The organism is Nonomuraea sp. NPDC050310, from assembly GCF_040655795.1.
In the GTDB taxonomy this organism is placed as follows: domain Bacteria; phylum Actinomycetota; class Actinomycetes; order Streptosporangiales; family Streptosporangiaceae; genus Nonomuraea.
Genome location: NZ_JBFAKP010000001.1, coordinates 141,755 through 161,243 on the forward strand (window position 1 = coordinate 141,755; position 19,489 = coordinate 161,243).

Sequence of the window (19,489 nt, forward strand, 5' to 3'; positions counted from 1 at the left end):
CCTTCTCCAAACATCAGATGTCTGATAAATCTAAGCGCCGTGACCCAGGTGCTCTACACAAACGTCCGGCCCCACGACCTGCTCGTCGAGAATGGTCGCATCGCCGACCCCGTTCTGGCACGTCCGGGGGCCGAGACGGTCGACTGCGGCGGCGGGCTGGCCCTGCCGGCGCCGGTCGACGCGCACATCCACCCGGACAAGACCACCTGGGGGCAGCCCTGGCTGAGCCGGGAGCCCGCGACCACCCTGCGCGAGCTCATCGACGGCGACGTGGCCGCCCGGGCGCTCATGACCGCACCGGTCGCCGAGCGCGCCGGCGCGCTCATGGACCACGCCGTCACGCGCGGCGCCCGCGGCTGGCGCGCCCACGTGGACGTCGCCCCGGTCTACGGGCTGGCCAACGTCCACGGCGTACGGCAGGCCGCCGACGCCCGGCGAGACCTGCTGGACGTGCAGATCGTGGCCTTCCCCCAGCTCGGCCTGCTCAGCCGCCCCGGCACCGCGGCCCTGCTGGAGCAGACGCTCGACGAGGGCGCCGACGTGCTCGGCGGCCTCGACCCAGCCGGCGTCGACGGCGACCTGCACGGCCACCTCGACCTGCTCTTCGGCCTGGCCGAGGCCAAGGGCGTGCCGCTGGACATCCACCTGCACGACCGCGGCGAGCCGGGCCTGGCGCAGGTCGCCGAGATCGCTCGCCGTACCAAAGAGAGCGGTCTGCCGGTCACCGTCAGCCACGCCTTCTGCCTGGAGCACCGCGGCGACCTGGGCGAGCTGCTGGCCGAGTCGGGTGTCTCGCTCACCACCTGCGCGCTGGGCGCCGACCCGGTGCTGCCGGTGGCCGAGCTGGTCGCCCGGGGCGTGCTGGTCGGGCTCGGCTCGGACGGCGTCCGTGACCCGTGGACCCCGTTCGGCGACGGCGACATGATCGCCCGCACCCACCTGCTGGCCTACCGCACCGATGCCCGGACCGACGAGGAACTGGCGGCCTGCTGGGCCACCGCGGCGCACGGGGGCGCCGACCTCCTCGGCCTGGAACGTTCCGGCCTGCGGCCCGGCGACCCGGCGGACTTCGTCGTGGTGCCCGGCGAGTCGCTCGCGCAGGTCGTCGTGGACCGTCCGGTCCCCAGCCACGTCGTGCGCGGCGGCCGTGTGGTCGCCCGTGACGGACACCTCCTCGAAAGGACCCCCCGATGATCCGCCGAACCCTCCCGCTCGCGGGCCTGGCCCTGGCGCTGACCGCCTGCGCCGGCGTGCCCCAGCAGCAGCAAGCCCAGCAGCAGGCGCAGCAACCGGCCGCTCTGGACCTGAAGTACACGACTCCGGCCGCGAGCAAGGGCCTGGACGAGATCAAGTGGAACCTGCCCTACGAGCCGGCCACCCTCGACGCGGTCCGCGCCTCCAACTACGCCGAGAACACCGCGCTGGCCAACCAGTGCGAGAGCCTGCTCCGGATGACGCCGGAGATGAAGTCGGAGCCCGGCCTGGCCGAGAAGGCCGACAACCCCGACCCGACCACCTGGGTCTACACGCTGCGCGCCGGCGTGAAGTTCTGGAACGGCAAGGAGGTCACCGCCGAGGACGTGGCGGCCAGCCTCAACCGCAACCTGGTGCCGGAGAACGGCACCCTGTGGGGCGCGTACTACACGCACGTCGAGTCGATCAAGGCGACCGGTCCGCTGCAGGTCACCGTCAAGCTCAAGCAGCCCGACGTGCTCTTCAACCAGGCGATGGCCACCCCGGCCGGCGTGGTCATGGAGAAGGCCTTCCTCGACGCGGCCGGCAAGGACGTCGGCACCGCGGCCAAGGGCGTCATGTGCACCGGGCCGTTCAAGCTGGAGAGCTGGAAGAGCGGCGAGTCGATGACGCTCGTCCGCAACGAGGACTACTGGGGCGCCAAGGCCAAGTCGGCCAAGCTGCGCTTCAGCTTCATCGCCGACGAGACCACCGCGGTCAACGCGCTGCGCGCCGGGGAGGTGGACGGCCAGTACTTCTACCTGCCGCCGGCCGCCGTCGGCCAGCTCATCGACTCGCCCACCGGCTCGGTGACGCTGGGCCAGTCGCTGGTCTTCTGGGCGCTGCTCGGCGCGGCCAAGGAGGGCCCCTACGCCGACCCGCGGGTGCGTGAGGCGCTCTCGCTGGCCCTCGACCGGGCGGCCATCGCCAAGGTCGTGCTCCAGAACACCTCCCAGCCGCAGCGCGCCATGGTCGGCCCCGCGTACTGGACCTACGCTGAAGACGCCTTCAAGCAGGCCTACGAGGCGCTCCCCGCCGAGAAGCAGGACCTCGCCCGGGCCAAGCAGCTCCTGACCGAGGCCGGCTCGCCCACCGAGCCGATCACCATCGCCGTCCAGGGCAGCTCCTCGGTGCACGAGCAGACCGCCAACCTGATCAAGGCCTCCGGCGAGGCGCTCGGCCTCAAGATCGAGCTCAAGGTGGTCCCGGTCGACCAGTACGGCAACCTGTACGGCGCCGACCCCAAGGCCCGCGAGGGCATCGACGCCTTCTTCTCCACCTGGTACGGCAACCTGCCCGACCCGCTGGACGTGTACTCGGTCTTCACCGACGGAGCCCGCACCAACTTCAACGGCTTCCAGGGCGTCTCCGCCGACCTGGCCAAGGCCCGCGCCGAGTACGACGACCAGGCCCGGGCCGGGCTCATCACCGGTATCCAGGAGAAGGTCACCCGGGGCGTGGCCTGGACGCCGATGACCAACCTGTCGGTCGTGCTCTACATGAACGACCGCATCACCGGCGCCGTCCCGTCCTTCGCCTTCCTCTACGCCCCGTGGGCCGTCGAGCTGGGCGCCAAGTGAGGTTCCTCGCCAAGCGGCTGGCAGGACTGGTGACGGTCCTGCTGGTCGCCTCCTTCTCCGTCTACGGGCTGCTCTACCTGGTGCCCGGCGGCCCGCTCGGCGTGCTGCTCGGGCCGCGCACGCCCAGCCCCGAAGTGGTGGCCGCGGTGAAACGGGAATGGCGGCTGGACGAGCCCTTCCTGGTGCGCTACTGGCTGTGGCTGACCGACGCGGTCGGCGGCGACCTCGGCCGCTCGATCGTCTACAAGAGCGAGGTGGCCTCGCTCATCGGCTCGCGGGCCACCACCACCGGCCTGCTCGTGCTGTACGCCATCACGTTGATCGTGCTCGGCGGCGTGCTGGCCGGGACGGTCGCGGCGTTGCGCGGCGGCTGGGTGGACACCGCGCTGTCGGCGCTCTCCTCGGCGGTGCTGGCCGTACCGGCCTTCGTCGTCGGCGTCGTGCTGGTGATCGTCTTCGCGCTCACCCTCGGCTGGTTCCCCGTCTTCGGACCCGGCGACGGGTTCGGCGACCGGATCTACCACCTGACCCTGCCCGCGATCACCCTCGCCCTCGGCATCGGCGGCTACCTGGCCCGCATCACCCGGACCTCGGTCGGCGGCGAGCTGCGCAGCGAGCACGTGGAGACCGCGCGCAGCCGGGGCCTGCGGGAGAGCACGATCGTCCGCCGGCACGTGCTGCGCAACGCCGCCATCCCCGTGGTCACCGTGACCGGCGTCAACGTGGCCGGGCTCATCGCCTCCTCGGTGGTGGTGGAGAACATCTTCGCGCTGGACGGCCTGGGCTCCCTGTTCGTCCGCGCCATCCTCCAGCGCGACTTCGCGATCGTCCAGGGCGTGGTCCTGGTCCTCGTGACCGCCTTCGTCCTCGTCAATCTCCTGGTGGACCTGTGCTGCAAAGCTCTCGATCCGCGCCTTTCGCTCTGACCGGGGGGCGCGCCGGGACCGTCGCGGCCGCCTTCCTGCTGGCGCTGGTGACCGCGACGATCCTGGCCCCGGTCGTGGCCCCGCACGACCCTGACCTGCCCGACCTGTTCAACGCCCTGGGCGGCAGCACGGCCGCGCACCCGCTCGGCGGGGACGCGCTCGGCCGCGACGTCCTGTCCAGGCTCCTGTACGGCGGGCGGACCACCCTGCTCGGCCCCGTCCTGATCATCGCCGTCTCGACGGTGCTCGGCACCGCCCTGGCGATCACCGCCGCCTGGTGGGGCGGCAAGGTGGACGCCGTCGTCTCCCGCGTGCTCGAAGTGCTCTTCGCCGTGCCGGGCATCGTGTTCGCCCTGGTCACCGTGGCGGTGCTCGGGCCGGGCATCCCCGGCGTGGTGACCGGCCTGGCCGTCGCCTACACCCCCTACGTGGCCCGCGTGGTCAGGGGCGCCGCCCTGCGCGAACGCAACCTGCCCTACATCGCCGCCGCCTGGGTCCAGGGCCGCTCCGGCTGGGCGATCTGCACCCGGCATCTGCTGCCCAACCTGCGCCCGCTGATCGTCGCCCAGTCCGTCTCCGGGCTCGGCTTCGCCATGGTGGACCTGGCCGCCATCTCCTTCCTGGGGCTCGGCGTGCAGCCGCCCGAGGCGGACTGGGGGCTCATGGTCAAGAGCGGGCTGGACAGCGCCATGCGCGGCAACCCGATGGAGGCGCTGGGCGCGGGGCTGCTGATCGCCCTCGTCGTGGCCTCGGTCAACGTGCTGGGCGACCGGCTGGGGAGGCAGTCATGACGTTGCTGACCATCTCGGAGCTGAACCTGGCCGTCCCGGCCGGGCGCGGCCAGTGGCGCACCCTCGTCGAGCAGGTCGGCCTGAGCATCGGGCCCGGCGAGGCCGTCGGGCTGGTGGGGGAGTCGGGCTCCGGCAAATCGATGACCGCCCGCGCGGTCATCGGCCTCACCCCGCCCGGCGCCCGGCTGCAAGGCTCGATCCGCTTCGGCGGCGCGGAGATCCTCGGCCTGCGCGGTCGGGCGTTGCGCGAGCTGCGGGCCAGGCGGGTCGCGATGATCTTCCAGGACCCGCGGGCGCACATCAACCCGGTGCGCAGCGTCGGCGACTTCCTCACCGAGGCCATGACCGCCCACCTCGGGCTCACCGCCAAGGCCGCGGCTGCGCGTGCCGTACGGCTGCTCAAAGAGGTCGGCATCGGCGACGGGGAGCGGCGGCTGCGGCAGTACCCGCACGAGCTCTCCGGCGGGCTGCTGCAACGCGTCATGATCGCCTCGGTGCTGGCGGTGGAGCCCGAGCTGATCCTGGCGGACGAGCCGACGACCGCGCTCGACGTGACCACCCAGTCGGAGGTCATGGCCATCCTGGACGAGTCCAGGCGCGAGCGCGGCACGGCCATGCTGCTGATCACCCACGACCTGGAACTGGCCGCGGCCACCTGCGACCGGCTGGCCGTGATGTACGCCGGACGGATCGTCGAGCACTACACCGAGACGCCGCGCCACCCCTACACCGTCGGGCTGCTGCGCTCGCGGCCCGACCTGTTCGTGCGGCCGGACCGGCTGCACGTCATCCCCGGCCGCCCCGTGGCGGCCTTCGAGGCCGGAGCGGGCTGCGCCTTCGCGCCGCGGTGCCCGCACACCCAGCCGGTCTGCCTGGAAGCACGGCCGCCATTGGCCGGCGACGTGGCCTGCGTGCGCGTGGAGGAGCTGGCATGAGCCCGGTCGTGGAGGTCAACGAGCTGCGCAAGGTCTTCGGCCAGGCGGTCGCCGTGGACGGGGTCTCCTTCTCCGTCGCCGAGGGCGAGTCCTTCGCGGTGGTGGGGGAGTCGGGGTCGGGCAAGACCACGGTGGCCCGCATGCTGCTGGGGCTGGAGACGCCGACCGGCGGCACGATCGCGGTCTGCGGCCGGGTCCGGCCGGCCGGTCGGCCCTCCTCGGCCGAGCGCCGGCGGCGGGCCAGGGAGATCCAGATCGTCTTCCAGGACCCCTACTCCTCGCTCGACCGGCTGCAGAAGGTCGGCGAGGTGATCGCCACCAGCCTGGCGCTGCACTTCCCGCTGACCGGCGCCGCGTTGCGCGCCCGCACGCTGGAGCTGCTGGAGTCGGTGGGCCTGGCCGAACGGCACGTCTCGATGCTGCCCGCGCAGTTGTCCGGCGGCCAGCGGCAGCGGGTGGCCATCGCCCGGGCCATCGCGGTCGAGCCGCGGGTGCTGGTGCTGGACGAGGCGGTCGCCGCGCTGGACGTCTCGATCCAGGCGCAGATCCTCAACCTGCTGGCCGACCTGCGCGAACGCACCGGGATGAGCTACGTGTTCATCTCGCACGACCTGGCGGTGGTCAACCAGATCAGCGACACCGCCGTCGTCATGCACCAGGGCCGGGTCGTGGAGCGGGGCCGCACCGCCGACCTGCTGCGCGAGCCCAGGGAGGACTACACCAAGGCCCTGCTGAGCGCGGTGCCGCGACCGGGCTGGAAGCCCGCCCGCCGGCCCGGCTAGCTCAGGCCTCGCCGCAGTCGAGGTCCTTGCAGGTGACCGTGCCCGAGTAGCGGACCTTCGTGCCCGCGGGCACGGTCACGGTGTAGGCCGCGTCGCAGTTCTCGGCGCAGGTGAAGCCGGCGGTCAGCCGGTCGTCCTGCCAGGACTCGTCCTGCTGGCGCGTGCCGGTCCAGCGCAGGGCGCGCTCCACGAAGACCTTGCCGCCGGGGCCGGGCACGACGGAGATGCGCACCGCGCCCTTGGCCTCCAGCGTCAGCTCTTCGCCGGTGAAGTCGTAGACGGCGCTGGTCCGCTCGCTCTCGGCCGTGGGCTCGGGGCCGGGGTCACGGCCGTTGGAGTAGATGAGGCCCGCGGCCCCGGCGAGCACGAGCGCGGGCACAGCCCAGAAGATCTTCCGCATACCCCGACGGTACGGCGGAGCCCCCGCCCGGAGCGATGGCGCAGCGTGCCGACTCCAGGGTGGTGCAAGCTCCACCCCGCCCCCTCCGGCCTACTCGGCCAGCCGCAGGTAGTGCGCCCAGTACCCCTGCCAGGGCCCGTAACGGGCCGCCTCCTTGCGCAGGTCCCGCTCGCTGAACGGCCGCCCGTAGACCCGCTCGGCGGCGGCCATGAGCTGCCGCTCGACCGGCGTCTCGTCCATCCGCCCGAGCCCGCGCACCAGGATGAACGAGGCCGACCACGCCCCCACCCCGGGCAGGTCAAGCAGGAAGCGCTTGACCTCCTCGTAGGGCGCCTCGCGCAGCCAGCTCTCGTCCGCCTCGGCCCAGGCCCGCAGCACCTCGTGCAGCCGGGGCCCCTTGACGCTGTGCCGGACCAGCTCGGCGAGGGTGCCGGCGGACAGCGACAGGAGCTGGTCGAGGTCGGGGAAGGCGGCGTAGGCGTTGCCGACGTGCGCGCTGATCGCCGCCTTGGCCTTGGCCGCGCCCGCCGACCGGGTGCGCTGGACCAGGATCGCCCAGACCAGGGCCTCCAGCGGGGAGGGGAACTTGACCTGGTGGTAGCCGCGCAGGTGCTCGACCACGTCCGCGAAGACCCCGTCGGCCAGCTCGTAGAAGCCGGTCAGGTCGTCGTCGAGGCTGAGGTGGAAGCGCACCCGGTCGGCCGCGGCGGCGACCACCTCCGGCGTCAGCCGGTCCCCCTCCAGCTCGCAGCGCAGCCCGCCGGGCGCCGCCGACACCCGGGCCAGCACGTCCTGCCCGGCGACGCGGAAGCCCTTGACCAGGCTGGAGTCCGTGACCTCCTGCTCGCCAGTCGTGGGCGGGAAGCGGGCGATGAAGCGCAACGCCGGGGCGAAGTCGAACGGCTGGACCGCCTTGAGCAGCATGGACGCCAGCCTAGAGGTCGATGACCAGAGTGATCGGCCCGTCGTTGACCAGCGACACCTTCATGTCCATCCCGAAGCGCCCGGTCTCCACGTGCGCGCCCAGCGCCCGCAGTTCGGCGACCACCGCCTCGACGAGCGGCTCGGCGACCGGGCCGGGGGCGGCGGCCTGCCAGGTGGGCCGGCGGCCCTTGCGGGTGTCGCCGTAGAGGGTGAACTGGCTGATCACCAGGAGCGGCGCCCCGACGTCGGAGCACGACTTCTCCCCGTGCAGGATGCGGAGCCCCCACAACTTGGCCGCCAGCTTCGCGGCCTGCTCGCGGCCGTCGTCGTGCGTCACGCCGACCAGCACCATCAGCCCCGGCTCGGTGATCGCGCCGACGATCGCGCCGTCCACTTCCACCGAGGCCGAACTCACCCGTTGCACCACAGCTCGCATGGGAGCCCATTTTGGCCCACCCATAGACTCACGGTGAAAGGGGACAGGAAATGTCGTTGGTTGTAGAGGTTGTCCGTTCCGGGTTCGTGGAGTCCACGCATCAGGCGAGGATGCTCGCCGTGGGGGCCGACGGCCGCCCGGTGCGCGTGCACGGAGCCGTGGACAGCCTGGTCTCGCCGCGGTCGTCGATGAAGCCGATCCAGGCGCTCGCCATGCTCCGCCACGGGCTCGCCCTGGAGGACGAGCTGCTGGCGCTGGCGTGCGCCTCGCACTCCGGCGAGAGCTTCCACGTGGACGGCGCCCGCAAGATCCTGGCCGGGGCCGGCCTGGACGAGGGCGCGTTGCGCTGCCCCGAGGACTATCCCGAGGACCGCGCGATCAGCGAGAAGGCGCGGATCTTCATGAACTGCTCCGGCAAGCACTCGGCGATGCTCGCCACCTGTGTGGTCAACGGCTGGCCGGTGGAGACCTACCTGGAGCCGACGCATCCGCTGCAGCGGGCCATCCGGGCGACCGTCGAGGAGTTGACCGGCGAGCGGGTCGCCGCGACCGGGGTGGACGGGTGCGGCGCGCCGCTCTTCTTCGTCTCGATGCTCGGCGTCACCCGCGCCTTCCGGACCATCGCGCTGGCCGAGGCGGACTCGCCGGAGGGGCGCATCTTCGGGGCGATGACCGGCTTCCCCGAGTGGACCTCCGGGACCACCCGGCCCGAGGCCAAGCTCATGCGGGCCGTACCGGGACTGCTGGTCAAGGTGGGGGCCGAGGCGTTCGACGCCTTCGCCCACCGCGACGGGCGGGCCGGGGCGGTCAAGATCGAGGACGGCGGCCAGCGGGCCCGGACCCCGGTCACGGTGGCCGCCCTGCGGGCGCTCGGGCTGGACGCGCCCGAGCTGGACGAGCTGGCCACCGGCACGCTGTTCGGCGGCGGCCGTCCCGTCGGCGAGGTCCGGCTGCGGGCCTGACCCGGAGGTTCAGCCGCGCAGGATCGCGGCGACTTCCTTCTGCCCGCGCTGGACGGCGTGCTCCAGCGCGGTCACCCCGTCCTTGTCGGCCAGGCCGCGATCGGCCCCGGCGGCCAGCAGCAGGCGGACGATCTCCTGGTAGGGCGCGGAGCCGTCGCCCAGGATGACCGCCTCCAGCAGGCCGGTCCAGCCCAGGTCGTTGACGTGGTCGACGTTGATGCCGGTCTTCAGCACCTCGCGCACGTAGTCCACGTGCCCGCGCTCGCAGGCCGGGATGAGCGAGATGCCGCCGTAGCGGTTGCGGATGGTGAGGTCGGGCTTGGCCGGCAGCAGGGCGCGCATCATCGCGACGCTGCCGGTCACGCCGGTCACCAGCCACGGGGTGTCGTGCTGGAAGTCCAGCGCGTCCGGGTCGGCCCCGGCGGCGACCAGGATCTGCGCCACCTCCACGTGGTCGGCGGAGGCCGCCAGCAGCAGCGCGGTGCGCCGCTGGCCGTTGCGCGCCTCCAGGTCGGCGCCTTCGTTGACCGCCTCGCGGACGGCAGCCGCGTCACCGGCCGCGGCGGCCTGGAGCAGTTGTTCGTTGAGCACGGTTGATCCTTTCACGGGCCCCGGCGTCGCGCTCGGCGACCCCTGGGCCGTGCCCGGGGCGCCCGGACCCCGCGTGCCGTCCTGGGCGCACCCCGAGGCGCCCGCCAGGATCGCGGCGAGGAGTCCGGACACCAGCACGGTCCGGCGTGTCATCGGGCTGCTCATGGGCGCACCTTACGGTCAGCGGAGCTGCCCGGCGACGGCCTGGAGCCCGGCGTTGGCGATGGCCTCGTCGATGTCGCCGCTGGGCGCGCCGCCGACGCCGATGCCCGCGATGGGGGCGCCGCCCGAGGCGACCGGCACGCCGCCGGCCAGCAGGAGGGTGCCGGGGATGGCGGCCAGCGCCTGGTTCGAGCTGAGCTTGCTGGTGGGCTGGCCGAAGGAGACGGCGGTGAAGGCCTTGCGCTTGGCCGACTCCTCGGTCTGCGGGCCGGCGCCGTCACCCTTCAGGATCAGCCGGGTCGCACCCGAGCGGTCCACGATGGCGACGGTCACACGCTGCTTCTGCTTGACGGCCTCCTTCTGCACCGCCTCGGCGATCTTCAGCGCGGCGTCGGCGGACAGGGTGTTCGTCTGCACGACCGCGGGGCCGTCGGTCTTGGCGGCCATGGCGGGCACCGCCTGGGTGGCGGTCAGGCCGCCGGCGAGGGCGAGACCGGCGACGGCGACGGCGAGCTTGCGAACGTTCATGGTGTTCCTCCAGGTCAGTGCGGTTCTTACGGTCTCCACTCTGCCGTCGGGAAACGCTCGTGCCATCGGGAGAGAGATCGAGCTGTGGGAGAGAATCGGGGGAGGTCAAGCTCAACCGATCGGTTGATGCCCGCCTGCCGTACCTGACCTAGCGTCGCGGGGAGAGGGGGATCTGTGGAGCGAGTCTGGTTGAACCGCGCCATGCACGCCGGCTTCTACCTGCTGCTCGCCGCCTCGGCCTCGCGGCTGGTGGTCCGGCACGAGCTGGACGCCAAGACCGTGCTGAGCCTGGGCGTCGCGGCGGCGCTGGCGGTGGTGTACGGCGTGGGCGTGGTGTGGTGGGAGCGGCTGAGCCACCGCTGGCTGGTGGCCTGGCTGGTCGTGGTGCTGGCCTGCTGGCTGGTGCTGGTGGAGCTGGCGCCGTCCTTCTCGTGGTGCGCGATCCCGCTGCTCTACCTGTGTCTGCGGCTGCTCAGCCTGCGGATGACGGTGGTGGCGGCGGCGGTGCTGACGCTCGCGGTGATCGTGGCGCAGATCGCGCTGAGCGACCGGTTCGACCCCAGCCAGGTCCTCGCGCCGATCGCCGTCGCGGCGATGACCGTGGTGATCTTCTGGGAGCTGAGGAGGGCGGGCATGATCCAGGAACGGGAGCGGCTGTCGCGGGAGATCCACGACACCCTCGCCCAGGGGCTGAGCAGCCAGCGCATGTTGTTGCAGGCCGCGCAGCGGGTCTGGTCGAGCAACCCCGCCCGCGCCCTGGCCTACGTACGGCAGGCCGAGCAGGCCGCGGGCGAGAACCTGGAGGAGGCCCGCCGCTTCGTCCGCGACCTCGGCCCGGCGGTCCTGCACGACCGGTCGCTGCCCGAGGCGCTGCGCCGGCTCACCGACGAGGTCCACGTCGAGGGCGAGGAGTACGCGCTGGGGGAGCAGGTGCAGGCCGTGCTGATCCGGGTCGCGCAGGGCGCGCTGGCCAACGCCCGCGAGCACGCCCGCGCCTCGCGCGTGGTCGTCACCCTGTCCTACCTGCCCGGCGAGGTCACCCTCGACATCGTCGACGACGGCGTCGGCTTCGACAGCGCCGCGCCCGTCCCCGAAGGCCGCGGCTACGGCCTGCGCGCCATGCGGGACCGGCTGGCCGAGGTCGGCGGCACGCTGGTGGTGGAGAGCCTGCCCGGCGAGGGCACGGCCGTGGCTGCGAGGATTCCGGTATGAAGCTCTTCCTGGTCGACGACCACCCGGTGGTCCGCGCCGGCATCAAGGCCCTGCTGGAGGGCGAGGCCGACATGGAGATCGTCGGCGAGGCGGCCAGTGCTGAGGAGGCGGTCCGCGGCGTCGCGCTGCGCGAGCCCGACGTGGTGCTGATGGACCTGCAGCTCGGCGACGGCCCCGACGGCGTGGAGGCGACCAGGCGTGTCCGCGAGTTGCCCGGCGGGCCGAAGGTGCTGGTGCTGACGACGTACGAGACCGACGCCGACATCGTCCGCGCCATCGACGCCGGCGCGACCGGCTACCTGCTCAAGGCCTGCCCGCCGGACGAGCTGTTCCAGGCGATCCGGGCCGCGGCCCGCGGCGAGAGCGTCCTGTCGCCCAAGGTCGCCGCCAAGATGATGCGCCGCATGCGCGACCCCGGCCCGGCGCTGACCGCCCGCGAGATCGAGATCCTCGAACTGCTGGCGCGCGGCGCGGGCAACAAGGAGATCGCCAAGGCGCTGTTCATCACCGAGGCCACCGTCAAGACCCACCTCAACCACGTGTACGGCAAGCTCGGCGTGGACACCAGGACCGCCGCGGTGACGGCGGCGGTCGAGCGCGGCCTCATCCGGCTCTAGCGGCTACAACGAGCGCAACTGCCGGGTGGCCGAGATGGCGCCGGAGGTCGTGGTGGTGAAGGTCCGCATCGACCCGGCGAACTTCGACAGGTCCCACTCGGCCGGCCCGTGGTACCAGTAGAGGTTGTCGCCGCGCTGGGTGATCGAGGCCACCACCCGCGACCAGTGCTCCACGCCGTCGAAGATGACCGCGTAGGGCAGGTAGCGCGAGAACAGCTCCACCCGGTGCTGCTCCGGCACGTTGCCGAGCTCGCCGGAGAACAGGTAGTCGCGGAAGGCCAGCGTGTGCGCGAGCGCGGCCGAGCCCTTGGCGGTCTTGGCCGGCATGTACTGCCCGCCCACCGCGAGCGCGGCCCCGGCGACGATGACGGCCAGGCCGAGCAGCCCGTAGCTGGTGAACCAGGCCAGGGCCACCGTCGCGGCCAGGCCCACGGCGATCAGGATCACGCCGACCGTGGTCCAGCGGGTGCGTTCGGTGTCGGGCCGGCGGGCGAACCAGCCCTGGGTGACCACGTCGGCGTACAGCGCGTCCCGCACCGCGCCGAGGTTCTTGGCGAAGGAGCCGGACAGGTCGGACAGCAGCACCGCGTCGCGGCCGTCGAAGATCGCGTCGTACAGGGCGCGCTCGTAGGGCAGGAGCGCGTTCACCGGCGCGTTGGGCCGCTTGACCAGCATCCAGTCGGGCGCGTCGTAGGCGCCGCGCTCCTGCTCGTCGATGCGCAGGTAGCCGCGCACGGCCAGGTCCACGATGGTGGCCGTCACGTCCACCACGTCGGCCTGCTCGTCGACCAGGGTGCCGATCTGGCCGGGCCGTACGCCGTCGGGCGGGGAGAAGTGCCCGTCCTGGACCGGCTGGACGCTCGCGCCCGCGCCCCGGACCCGGGCGTCGCGCCCGCGCGTCCAGTAGAGCAGCCCGACGCCGCCGAGCAGCACGATGAGCAGTCCGGTGAGCGCGCTCGCGGTCACCCCGTTCAGCGCGAACGCGCCGGCCAGCGAGAAGCGCCGCTCCAGCAGCGGCGTCGCGCCGGTGGCGCCCTTCGGGTAGCCGACCACGACGGTCAGCGCCTCGCCGGCGGCCAGCCCCTGCTGCTCGAAGTCGGCCTGGACGCCGGTATGGTCCATGGAGGCCGCGGTGCAGCCGATGGCCGAGGTGAGCGCGCCGGCGAAGCACGACAGGTTCTGGAGCTGCCCGGGCCCGGTCACCTTGACGGTCGCCTTCTCCACCGGGACGTTCCACCCGCTGACCGCGAACCAGCGCAGCTCCTCGATGTCACCCGCCGGGGCGACCGCGCCCTTCACGTCGTACTCCAGCGTCGCCGGGGCGGTCACGGTCAGCACGTCGCCGTCGAGCTTGCCGCCCTTCACCGCACTGACCTGGTAGAGCCGGTCGTGGTCGTCGTCGAGGCGGGTCCTGGTGAGCAGCGTGCGCTTCAGCTCGCCGCTCCCGGTGAGCTTCTCCGTCACGTGCAGCGTGCCGTCCTTGCGCAGCTCCAGCGTGACCTCGTCGGTGATGGCGCCGTCCGCCGAGGCGGGCGAGGAGATCAGCGCCAGGACCGTGGCCCCCAGGACGGCCAGCGTGAGCCTGATTCCCGTCATGGGGGCAGATCGTATCGGTTCCTCCCGAGATCAGGCGGTGATGGCGATGCGCAACCGGCGGAAGCCCCGGCCCTTGCTCTCGATCTTGGCGACCTTGATCCGGCCGATCTGCCGGGTGGAGCCGACGTGCGTGCCGCCGTCGGCCTGGGTGTCGAGGCCGACGATGTCCACGATCCGCACCAGCTCCACGTCCTCGGGCACGAGGTTGGTGGCGGTGCGGATGATGTCCGGGATGCCGAAGGCCTCCTCGCGCGGCAGAACCTTGATGTCGATGCGCCGGTCGGCGACGATCTCGGCGTTGCACGCCTCCTCGACCGCCTCCTTGAAGCCGGGCGGGATCTCCGGGAGGTTGAAGTCCATGCGCGCGGTCAGCACGTCCATGTTGCCGCCGGTGACCAGCGCGCCGTAGTCGCGGAAGACCACCCCGCACAGCACATGCAGCCCGGAGTGGGTGCGCATCAGCGCGCTGCGCCGCTCGTCGGCGACCGCCCCGGTGACCGTGGTGCCGACCGGCGGCAGCGGGTCGCCCTCGGCGGGCAGCAGGTGGAGGTCGTCGCCCTTGCGCACGCCGACGATGCGGGTCTCCACGCCGAGCCAGAGCAGAACTCCGTGATCCGGTGGCTGGCCGCCGCCTCCCGGATAGAATGCCGACCTGCTCAAGACGATCCCCTCGGGTGACGACTCTAGGACGACCGCCTCGAAGGAACGCACCTTCTGGTCGGCGAGTTCGAGCCGCTGCGTACGCCCGTGGAGATCGAAGCTCATGTCCGGCAGCCTAGAGCCCTCGAGGTGGTCATGCGCGGCCTGTTGCGTCGTCCGTTGAGGACACCGGCCGCGGCAGTCCTGATGATTTGTTGCGCTATTTCGGGATGCGCGGGGGTTGCGGAGGAATCGGCGCCCATGCGAGCTCCGGCCGGGGAGTCGCGCGCCCCGGTCATGATGGCGGTGGGCGACAGCTTCACCGTGGGCTCCGGCCCGGTGCCGGCCTGGCAGAGCTATGCCGCGGCGGCCGCGCGCACGCTGCGGTGGCAGCCGGTCATCGCCGGAGCGGGCGGCACGGGCTTCGTCAGCCGTGGCCGCGTGGGGCGCAACTTCCGCGAATCGTTCGAGGCCGAGCTGGCCTGGCGTCCGGCGCCCGACGTGCTGATCATCTCCGGCGGCCACAACGACCGCCGGTGGAGCACCCAGCACGTCCGGCGGGCGGCCTCCAGCCTGCTCTGGCTGGCCCGGGCCCAGTGGCCGCGGACCAGGATCGTCGTGATCGGGCCGATCTGGCTCGACACCCCTCCGCCCGGGGCCAGCCGGGTGCGTGACGCGCTGGCCGAGGTCGCCGGGCGGGAAGGCGTGACCTTCCTCGACGCGATGGCGCAGCGCTGGATCACCGGCGATCCGGCGGCGGTGATGCTTCCCGACGGCGTCCATCCCACGCGCGGCGGCCACGCCCGCATCGCCGCCTGGCTCGTGGACTCCCTCGCCAAGGCGGGCTTCACCGCCCCGGCCTGACCGCGCTACACCCGCGCTACGTCGGCGCTACCGCCCGATCGCACTGTTGGCGCATGGCTTACGTGCTCGTGGCCTGCCAGGTCCTGCTCGGCGTGGTGTTCGCGGTCTCCGCGATGACCAAGCCGGTGGGCTGGAAGGCGTTTGTCTCATCGCTGCGTTCCCTGCGCCTGCTGCCCGGCGGGCGCGGCGCCGCTGCCGCCGCGGCAGCGGTGGTGGCGGCGGAGGCGGTGTGCGTGGGGGCGGTGGCGGTCTGGCCGCGGCCGGGGTTCGCGCTCGTGGTCCTCATGCTGGTCGCCTTCACCGGCGCGGTGGCGCTTTCGCTGCGTCGCGGCATCCGGACCCCGTGCCGGTGCTTCGGCGCGTCGACCACCCCGCTCGGCCGGGTCCACCTGGTCAGGAACACGTTGCTGGGCGCCGTGGCCCTGACCGGATGGGGGGCGGCATCGCCGCAGGCAGGGACGACGACCGTAGCGGGCGCAGCCGTGGCCGTCCTGGCCGGAGTGGCCGGAGCGGTCGTGCTGATCGCTCTCGATGACCTCGTCGTCCTGTTCGCCGAGCCCGTAAGGAGCGCCTGATGGTGTACCTGACCGCCGCCGTCGTCGTGCTGAGCCTGCTGACCTTACTCAACCTGCTGCTGACCGTCGGGGTGATCCGGCGGCTGCGCGCGGAGGCCGCCTCGCGCCGCGACGAGCTGGGCGGCGTGCGGGTGGGAGCCGTCGTGGGCGAGTTCGCCACGACCGATGTGGACGGCAGGCCGATCTCGCGTGGCCGGCTCAACGAGCGGACGCTCGTCGGCTTCTTCACCCCGGGCTGCGAGCCCTGTGCCGAGCTGTTGCCCCGCTTCGTCGAGCGCGCCGGGCAGGTGCCGTACGACGTGATCGCCGTGGTGTCAGGACCCGCGGAAGACTACGTGCGGGAGCTGGCGCCGGTCGCCGCCGTCGTCGCCGAAGGCTCGACCGGAGCACTCCAGGAGGCCTTCCGCGTCATGGCCTTCCCCTCGGTCTACCTGATCGACGGCAGCGGCACGGTCGTGGCCGAGGGGCTCGACGCCAGCCTCGCCGAGCCCGTCCCGGCATGAGGACCGCGGCCACGGTGGCGTGGCGGTGTGCTCGCCGGCAGGTCGCCGCCTACGCGCTGATGGCACTCGCGCAGGCCGCGGGACCGGTGGCGATGACCTGGCTGACCAAGGCCGTCCTCGACGGCCTCAGCCTGGGCACGGGCTCGCTGGTCGGTCCTGCCGTGGCGCTGGCGGTCGTGGGCGTGGCGACGGCGGCCATGCCGCAGGTCACGGAGTACCTGGGCCGCCAGATCAGCAGGGCCATGACCGCACACATGACCGATCGGCTCTTCGCCGCCACCACCGCCTTCGTGGGTCTGCGCAGGTTCGAGGAGCCGCGCTTCCTCGACGGGCTGCGCCTCGCGCAGGAGGGGGTGACGCAGGCGGGCACGGTGGTGACCGGGGTCTTCGCGCTGGCACGGTCGGCGCTCACGCTCACGGGCTTCACCGTCTCCCTGCTGATCATCAGTCCGGCGATGACGGCGATCGTGCTCGTCTCGGCCGTGCCCGCGTTGCTGGCCTACCTGCGCCTGTCCCGGCGGCGGCTGGCGATGCTCTGGGCCGTCAGTCCCGTCGAGCGACGGCAGTTCTTCTACGCCGAGTTGCTCAGCACGATCGAGGCGGCCAAGGAGATCAGGCTCTTCGGCAGTGGGGGGCTGCTGCGCGAGCGCATGATGACCGACCTGCGCGGCGCGGACCTGGCCCGGCGCGCGGTGGACCGCCGCGAGCTGTCCACCGAGGTGGGGTTGGGGCTGCTGGCCTCGGTCGTCGCCGGCGGCGGGCTGGTCTGGGCCATCGGCGCGGCGACGGCCGGACGGCTCACGCCCGGCGACGTCTCGCTGTTCATCGCGGCGGTCGCGGCCGTGCAGGGCGCGCTGCTCGCGCTGCTGGGCGGCATCGCCGACGCGCATCACGGGTTACGGCTGGTCGGCCACTACGCGCGCGTCCTGCGCGAAGAGCAGGACCTGCCCATCGCCGGAGCCGCCGTGCCGCTGCCGCCGCTCCGGGATGGCATCGAACTTCGCGACGTGTGGTTCCGGTACAGCGACGAGCACCCGTGGATCCTGCGCGGCGTCTCCCTCTACCTGCCGCGCGGACAGGCCGTGGCGCTGGTCGGGAGCAACGGCGCCGGCAAGAGCACCCTGGTCAAGCTGCTGTGCCGCTTCTACGACCCGACCAGGGGGTCGATCCTGTGGGACGGCGTCGATCTGCGTGAGGCCGATCCGGCCGGCCTGCGGGAGCGGATCACCGCGGTCTTCCAGGACTACATGTGCTACGACTTCTCCGCCCGCGACAACATCGCCATCGGCGAGGTCACCGCGATGGCCGACCTGGACCGGATCCGTGCCGCCGCGGGCGAGGCGGGCCTCGATCGAGTGCTGTCGGACCTGCCTCGCGGCTACGACACCCAGCTCACCCGGATGTTCGTGAGCGAGGAGGAGCGCACCGACGCCTCGACAGGTGTGGTCCTGTCGGGCGGCCAGTGGCAGCGCAGCGCGCTGGCTCGGGCGTTCTTCCGTCACGGCCGCGACCTGATGATCCTCGACGAGCCGAGCTCCGGGCTGGACCCGGGGGCGGAGGCCGAGGTTCACGCCCGGGTGCGCCGCTATCGCGAGGGCCGGACCAGCCTGCTCATCTCTCATCGGCTGAACACCGTGCGGGACGCCGACCAGATCGTCGTGCTCGAGGACGGGGTGGTGGCCGAGCAGGGCTCCCACGATGCTCTCCTGGCGCTCGACGGCGTCTACGCCCGGCTCTTCCGCCTGCAGGCCAGGGGGTTCGAGGTGGTGGGGTCGTGATCGCCGCGCTGGCCGCCGTCGCCGCTGTCCTGCTTGCCTGGGTACGGCTGCGCCGTACCTTCACCGTGGTCGTCGTCCAGGGCATCAGCATGGCGCCGACCCTGCGCCGGGGTGATCGGCTGCTGGTGCGCCGGGCCCGTGAGGGCGCCCTGCGCACCGGCCAGATCGCCGTCCTGCGCGACCCCACCGGAAACGGGCACCTGATCAAGCGGATCGCCGCCGTCCACGGCGAGCCGGCTCCAGCGTCGGTGCCCCACGAGGGGCCGGTGCCCAGCGGGGCTCTGGCGGTGCTGGGTGACAACCCCGAGGTGAGCTACGACTCCCGCCACTGCGGCCTCGTCAGGGAGTCGGACGTGCTTGGCGTAGTGATCAGGCCGCTACGCCACGGCCAGAACCGGCCGGAAGGTGCCTGAGGCGTTTCGAAGAAAGGAAAGGTCCATGTCCCGTTTGAGCGCGATCGCCGACCGTCTCGTCGGCCTGCTCGTCCCGACCGTGGAGGCCAAGGCGGCGTGCACCCCGCACTGCGGCGCCTGGAGCACCCCCTCGTGCTCGGGCGGCATCTGCTGCGTCCGCCGCAGGTGCGTGCGGAGTGACTGCAGCACCTGGTACGACAAGCAGTGCTTCGCCGCCTGAGCACTCCTGAGGTCACACCGGCTCGCCCCTGAGGATGCTGCGCTGCAGCAGCACCAGCTCGGGGGCGGGTCCGGTGCCGAGTTCGACGGCCAGCAGCGAGCGGACGCGCGTCCAGGCGGACAGGGCGTCCGCTCGCCGGCCGGATCGGGCCAGCGCGGTGATGAGGAGGCTCCACAGCGCCTCGCGGAAAGGGTGCTCGCTCACCAGCCGTTCGAGGTCGGCGACCACCTGCCGATGCCGGCCGCACCCGAGCTCGGCCTCCAGCCACAGCTCCCGCGCGCACAACATGGTCTCGTGCAGCCGGTCGCGCTCACCGCGGACCAGGTCGATGTCCATGTCGGGCAGCATCGCGCCCCGCCACAGCGCCAGTGCCGCGCCGAGCCGCTCGGAGGCCCGGCAGTGCTCGCCGCGCTCCAGCGCGAGGCTGCCCTGGCCGAGCAGCCGCTCGAACTCCGCCGCGTCGAGCAACCCGGACGGCAGGCAGAGCCGGTAGCCGAATCCGCAGGTGGACAGTCTCAGCCCGGTTCCGGCCAGCGGGCGCAGGTGCCGGCGCAGCCGGTAGACATAGGTGCGCAGGCTCGCCCCCGCCGTGGGCGGCACGGCCTGCGGCCACAGTTCGGTGATCAACTGGTCGGTGCTGACCGGCCGACCGGCGCGCAGCAGCAACATCGCCAGCAGGGCCCGTTGCTTGTGTGCGCCGATATGGACGGAGGAACCGGGAAAGTCGAGCTCAAGATGACCGAGAACGCGAAACACAGCCTCACCTCCACTCGGCGGGAGGCTACGCGGCCGCGCTTTTGATCTACTATGGCGCGGCTACCA

General features: G+C 72.5%; 23 protein-coding genes. 15 read left to right on the forward strand and 8 right to left on the reverse strand.

Annotation, left to right across the window (positions count from 1 at the left end):
- Window positions 1-39 precede the first annotated feature (39 nt).
- From AB0I67_RS00710 to AB0I67_RS00735, 6 genes are read left to right on the forward strand one after another with little or no spacing between them, the layout of a single operon-like run.
- Complete coding sequence (locus AB0I67_RS00710) at window positions 40-1,194, forward strand: amidohydrolase (protein ID WP_357915392.1); 1,155 nt, start codon at window positions 40-42, stop codon at window positions 1,192-1,194.
- Window positions 1,191-2,813, forward strand: a complete 1,623-nt coding sequence (locus tag AB0I67_RS00715; protein ID WP_357915395.1) for an ABC transporter substrate-binding protein — start codon at window positions 1,191-1,193, stop codon at window positions 2,811-2,813. The genes AB0I67_RS00710 and AB0I67_RS00715 overlap by 4 nt, the downstream gene beginning before the upstream one ends.
- Entirely contained in the window at window positions 2,810-3,739 is a 930-nt protein-coding gene (locus tag AB0I67_RS00720) for an ABC transporter permease (protein WP_357915398.1), read from the forward strand. The genes AB0I67_RS00715 and AB0I67_RS00720 overlap by 4 nt, the downstream gene beginning before the upstream one ends.
- 47 nt (window positions 3,740-3,786) lie before the next feature.
- On the forward strand, window positions 3,787-4,530 hold the full coding sequence (locus AB0I67_RS00725) for an ABC transporter permease (RefSeq protein ID WP_357915401.1): 744 nt from the start codon (window positions 3,787-3,789) through the stop codon (window positions 4,528-4,530).
- On the forward strand, window positions 4,527-5,465 hold the full coding sequence (locus AB0I67_RS00730) for an ABC transporter ATP-binding protein (RefSeq protein ID WP_357915404.1): 939 nt from the start codon (window positions 4,527-4,529) through the stop codon (window positions 5,463-5,465). Before AB0I67_RS00725 ends, AB0I67_RS00730 begins: the two co-directional genes overlap by 4 nt.
- The gene (locus AB0I67_RS00735) at window positions 5,462-6,247 is read left to right on the forward strand and encodes an ATP-binding cassette domain-containing protein (protein ID WP_357915407.1); all 786 of its coding nucleotides are present in this window, start codon (window positions 5,462-5,464) and stop codon (window positions 6,245-6,247) included. The genes AB0I67_RS00730 and AB0I67_RS00735 overlap by 4 nt, the downstream gene beginning before the upstream one ends.
- Before the next feature lies 1 nt (window position 6,248).
- Here the strand turns inward: AB0I67_RS00735 and AB0I67_RS00740 are convergent, their stop codons facing one another.
- From AB0I67_RS00740 to dtd, 3 genes are all read right to left on the reverse strand, one after another.
- Entirely contained in the window at window positions 6,249-6,647 is a 399-nt protein-coding gene (locus tag AB0I67_RS00740) for a hypothetical protein (RefSeq protein WP_357915410.1), read from the reverse strand.
- A gap of 90 nt (window positions 6,648-6,737) precedes the next feature.
- Window positions 6,738-7,571: a hypothetical protein gene (locus AB0I67_RS00745; protein ID WP_357915413.1), complete on the reverse strand. Its 834-nt coding sequence runs from the start codon at window positions 7,569-7,571 to the stop codon at window positions 6,738-6,740.
- 10 nt (window positions 7,572-7,581) lie between these two features.
- Window positions 7,582-8,007, reverse strand: a complete 426-nt coding sequence (gene dtd / locus AB0I67_RS00750; RefSeq protein WP_357915415.1) for a D-aminoacyl-tRNA deacylase — start codon at window positions 8,005-8,007, stop codon at window positions 7,582-7,584.
- A 50-nt stretch (window positions 8,008-8,057) separates the two neighbouring features.
- On the opposite strand from dtd, the gene AB0I67_RS00755 reads away from it, so the two are divergent.
- Window positions 8,058-8,969 (forward strand): asparaginase, encoded by a 912-nt coding sequence (locus tag AB0I67_RS00755; protein ID WP_357915418.1) that lies wholly within the window; start codon window positions 8,058-8,060, stop codon window positions 8,967-8,969.
- Between the two features lie 9 nt (window positions 8,970-8,978).
- Here AB0I67_RS00755 and AB0I67_RS00760 read toward each other — a convergent pair whose 3' ends face one another.
- Together AB0I67_RS00760 and AB0I67_RS00765 are read right to left on the reverse strand one after the other, a co-directional pair.
- On the reverse strand, window positions 8,979-9,725 hold the full coding sequence (locus AB0I67_RS00760) for an ankyrin repeat domain-containing protein (RefSeq protein WP_357915421.1): 747 nt from the start codon (window positions 9,723-9,725) through the stop codon (window positions 8,979-8,981).
- A 15-nt stretch (window positions 9,726-9,740) separates the two neighbouring features.
- A complete protein-coding gene (locus AB0I67_RS00765) occupies window positions 9,741-10,250 on the reverse strand; it encodes a heme-binding protein (protein ID WP_357915424.1) in 510 nt (169 codons plus the stop codon).
- 174 nt (window positions 10,251-10,424) lie between these two features.
- Here AB0I67_RS00765 and AB0I67_RS00770 point away from each other — a divergent pair, with 174 nt between their 5' ends.
- The gene (locus AB0I67_RS00770) at window positions 10,425-11,462 is read left to right on the forward strand and encodes a sensor histidine kinase (protein ID WP_357915427.1); all 1,038 of its coding nucleotides are present in this window, start codon (window positions 10,425-10,427) and stop codon (window positions 11,460-11,462) included.
- Window positions 11,459-12,079: a response regulator transcription factor gene (locus tag AB0I67_RS00775; RefSeq protein ID WP_357915430.1), complete on the forward strand. Its 621-nt coding sequence runs from the start codon at window positions 11,459-11,461 to the stop codon at window positions 12,077-12,079. Before AB0I67_RS00770 ends, AB0I67_RS00775 begins: the two co-directional genes overlap by 4 nt.
- Window positions 12,080-12,082: 3 nt before the next feature.
- On the opposite strand, the gene AB0I67_RS00780 is transcribed toward AB0I67_RS00775, so the two are convergent.
- Both AB0I67_RS00780 and AB0I67_RS00785 read right to left on the reverse strand, forming a co-directional pair.
- Window positions 12,083-13,675: a DUF2207 domain-containing protein gene (locus AB0I67_RS00780; protein WP_357915433.1), complete on the reverse strand. Its 1,593-nt coding sequence runs from the start codon at window positions 13,673-13,675 to the stop codon at window positions 12,083-12,085.
- A 30-nt stretch (window positions 13,676-13,705) separates the two neighbouring features.
- Complete coding sequence (locus tag AB0I67_RS00785; RefSeq protein WP_357915436.1) at window positions 13,706-14,440, reverse strand: alanyl-tRNA editing protein; 735 nt, start codon at window positions 14,438-14,440, stop codon at window positions 13,706-13,708.
- A gap of 135 nt (window positions 14,441-14,575) precedes the next feature.
- Between AB0I67_RS00785 and AB0I67_RS00790 the strand changes: the two genes are divergently transcribed.
- From AB0I67_RS00790 to AB0I67_RS00815, 6 genes are read left to right on the forward strand one after another with little or no spacing between them, the layout of a single operon-like run.
- Window positions 14,576-15,178: an SGNH/GDSL hydrolase family protein gene (locus AB0I67_RS00790; protein ID WP_357915439.1), complete on the forward strand. Its 603-nt coding sequence runs from the start codon at window positions 14,576-14,578 to the stop codon at window positions 15,176-15,178.
- A 53-nt stretch (window positions 15,179-15,231) separates the two neighbouring features.
- Window positions 15,232-15,753, forward strand: a complete 522-nt coding sequence (locus AB0I67_RS00795; RefSeq protein WP_357915442.1) for a MauE/DoxX family redox-associated membrane protein — start codon at window positions 15,232-15,234, stop codon at window positions 15,751-15,753.
- Window positions 15,753-16,256, forward strand: coding sequence for a TlpA disulfide reductase family protein (locus tag AB0I67_RS00800; protein ID WP_357915445.1), 504 nt, complete (start codon window positions 15,753-15,755; stop codon window positions 16,254-16,256). Before AB0I67_RS00795 ends, AB0I67_RS00800 begins: the two co-directional genes overlap by 1 nt.
- On the forward strand, window positions 16,253-18,034 hold the full coding sequence (locus AB0I67_RS00805) for an ABC transporter ATP-binding protein (protein ID WP_357915448.1): 1,782 nt from the start codon (window positions 16,253-16,255) through the stop codon (window positions 18,032-18,034). The genes AB0I67_RS00800 and AB0I67_RS00805 overlap by 4 nt, the downstream gene beginning before the upstream one ends.
- On the forward strand, window positions 18,031-18,447 hold the full coding sequence (locus tag AB0I67_RS00810) for a S26 family signal peptidase (RefSeq protein WP_357915451.1): 417 nt from the start codon (window positions 18,031-18,033) through the stop codon (window positions 18,445-18,447). Before AB0I67_RS00805 ends, AB0I67_RS00810 begins: the two co-directional genes overlap by 4 nt.
- A 25-nt stretch (window positions 18,448-18,472) precedes the next feature.
- Window positions 18,473-18,667: a hypothetical protein gene (locus AB0I67_RS00815; protein ID WP_357915454.1), complete on the forward strand. Its 195-nt coding sequence runs from the start codon at window positions 18,473-18,475 to the stop codon at window positions 18,665-18,667.
- Between the two features lie 12 nt (window positions 18,668-18,679).
- On the opposite strand, the gene AB0I67_RS00820 is transcribed toward AB0I67_RS00815, so the two are convergent.
- Window positions 18,680-19,423: a BTAD domain-containing putative transcriptional regulator gene (locus AB0I67_RS00820; RefSeq protein WP_357915457.1), complete on the reverse strand. Its 744-nt coding sequence runs from the start codon at window positions 19,421-19,423 to the stop codon at window positions 18,680-18,682.
- Window positions 19,424-19,489: the final 66 nt, after the last annotated feature.

Bases quoted from the DNA above. Each gene is read 5' to 3' on its own strand.
- AB0I67_RS00715 (WP_357915395.1), top strand. From the start codon at position 1,191: ATGATCCGCCGAACCCTCCCGCTCGCGGGCCTGGCCCTGGCGCTGACC.
- AB0I67_RS00730 (WP_357915404.1), top strand. From the start codon at position 4,527: ATGACGTTGCTGACCATCTCGGAGCTGAACCTGGCCGTCCCGGCCGGG.
- AB0I67_RS00735 (WP_357915407.1), top strand. From the start codon at position 5,462: ATGAGCCCGGTCGTGGAGGTCAACGAGCTGCGCAAGGTCTTCGGCCAG.
- AB0I67_RS00740 (WP_357915410.1), bottom strand. From the start codon at position 6,647: ATGCGGAAGATCTTCTGGGCTGTGCCCGCGCTCGTGCTCGCCGGGGCC.
- AB0I67_RS00745 (WP_357915413.1), bottom strand. From the start codon at position 7,571: ATGCTGCTCAAGGCGGTCCAGCCGTTCGACTTCGCCCCGGCGTTGCGC.
- dtd (WP_357915415.1), bottom strand. From the start codon at position 8,007: ATGCGAGCTGTGGTGCAACGGGTGAGTTCGGCCTCGGTGGAAGTGGAC.
- AB0I67_RS00755 (WP_357915418.1), top strand. From the start codon at position 8,058: ATGTCGTTGGTTGTAGAGGTTGTCCGTTCCGGGTTCGTGGAGTCCACG.
- AB0I67_RS00760 (WP_357915421.1), bottom strand. From the start codon at position 9,725: ATGAGCAGCCCGATGACACGCCGGACCGTGCTGGTGTCCGGACTCCTC.
- AB0I67_RS00765 (WP_357915424.1), bottom strand. From the start codon at position 10,250: ATGAACGTTCGCAAGCTCGCCGTCGCCGTCGCCGGTCTCGCCCTCGCC.
- AB0I67_RS00775 (WP_357915430.1), top strand. From the start codon at position 11,459: ATGAAGCTCTTCCTGGTCGACGACCACCCGGTGGTCCGCGCCGGCATC.
- AB0I67_RS00780 (WP_357915433.1), bottom strand. From the start codon at position 13,675: ATGACGGGAATCAGGCTCACGCTGGCCGTCCTGGGGGCCACGGTCCTG.
- AB0I67_RS00785 (WP_357915436.1), bottom strand. From the start codon at position 14,440: ATGAGCTTCGATCTCCACGGGCGTACGCAGCGGCTCGAACTCGCCGAC.
- AB0I67_RS00790 (WP_357915439.1), top strand. From the start codon at position 14,576: ATGCGAGCTCCGGCCGGGGAGTCGCGCGCCCCGGTCATGATGGCGGTG.
- AB0I67_RS00795 (WP_357915442.1), top strand. From the start codon at position 15,232: ATGGCTTACGTGCTCGTGGCCTGCCAGGTCCTGCTCGGCGTGGTGTTC.
- AB0I67_RS00800 (WP_357915445.1), top strand. From the start codon at position 15,753: ATGGTGTACCTGACCGCCGCCGTCGTCGTGCTGAGCCTGCTGACCTTA.
- AB0I67_RS00805 (WP_357915448.1), top strand. From the start codon at position 16,253: ATGAGGACCGCGGCCACGGTGGCGTGGCGGTGTGCTCGCCGGCAGGTC.
- AB0I67_RS00815 (WP_357915454.1), top strand. From the start codon at position 18,473: ATGTCCCGTTTGAGCGCGATCGCCGACCGTCTCGTCGGCCTGCTCGTC.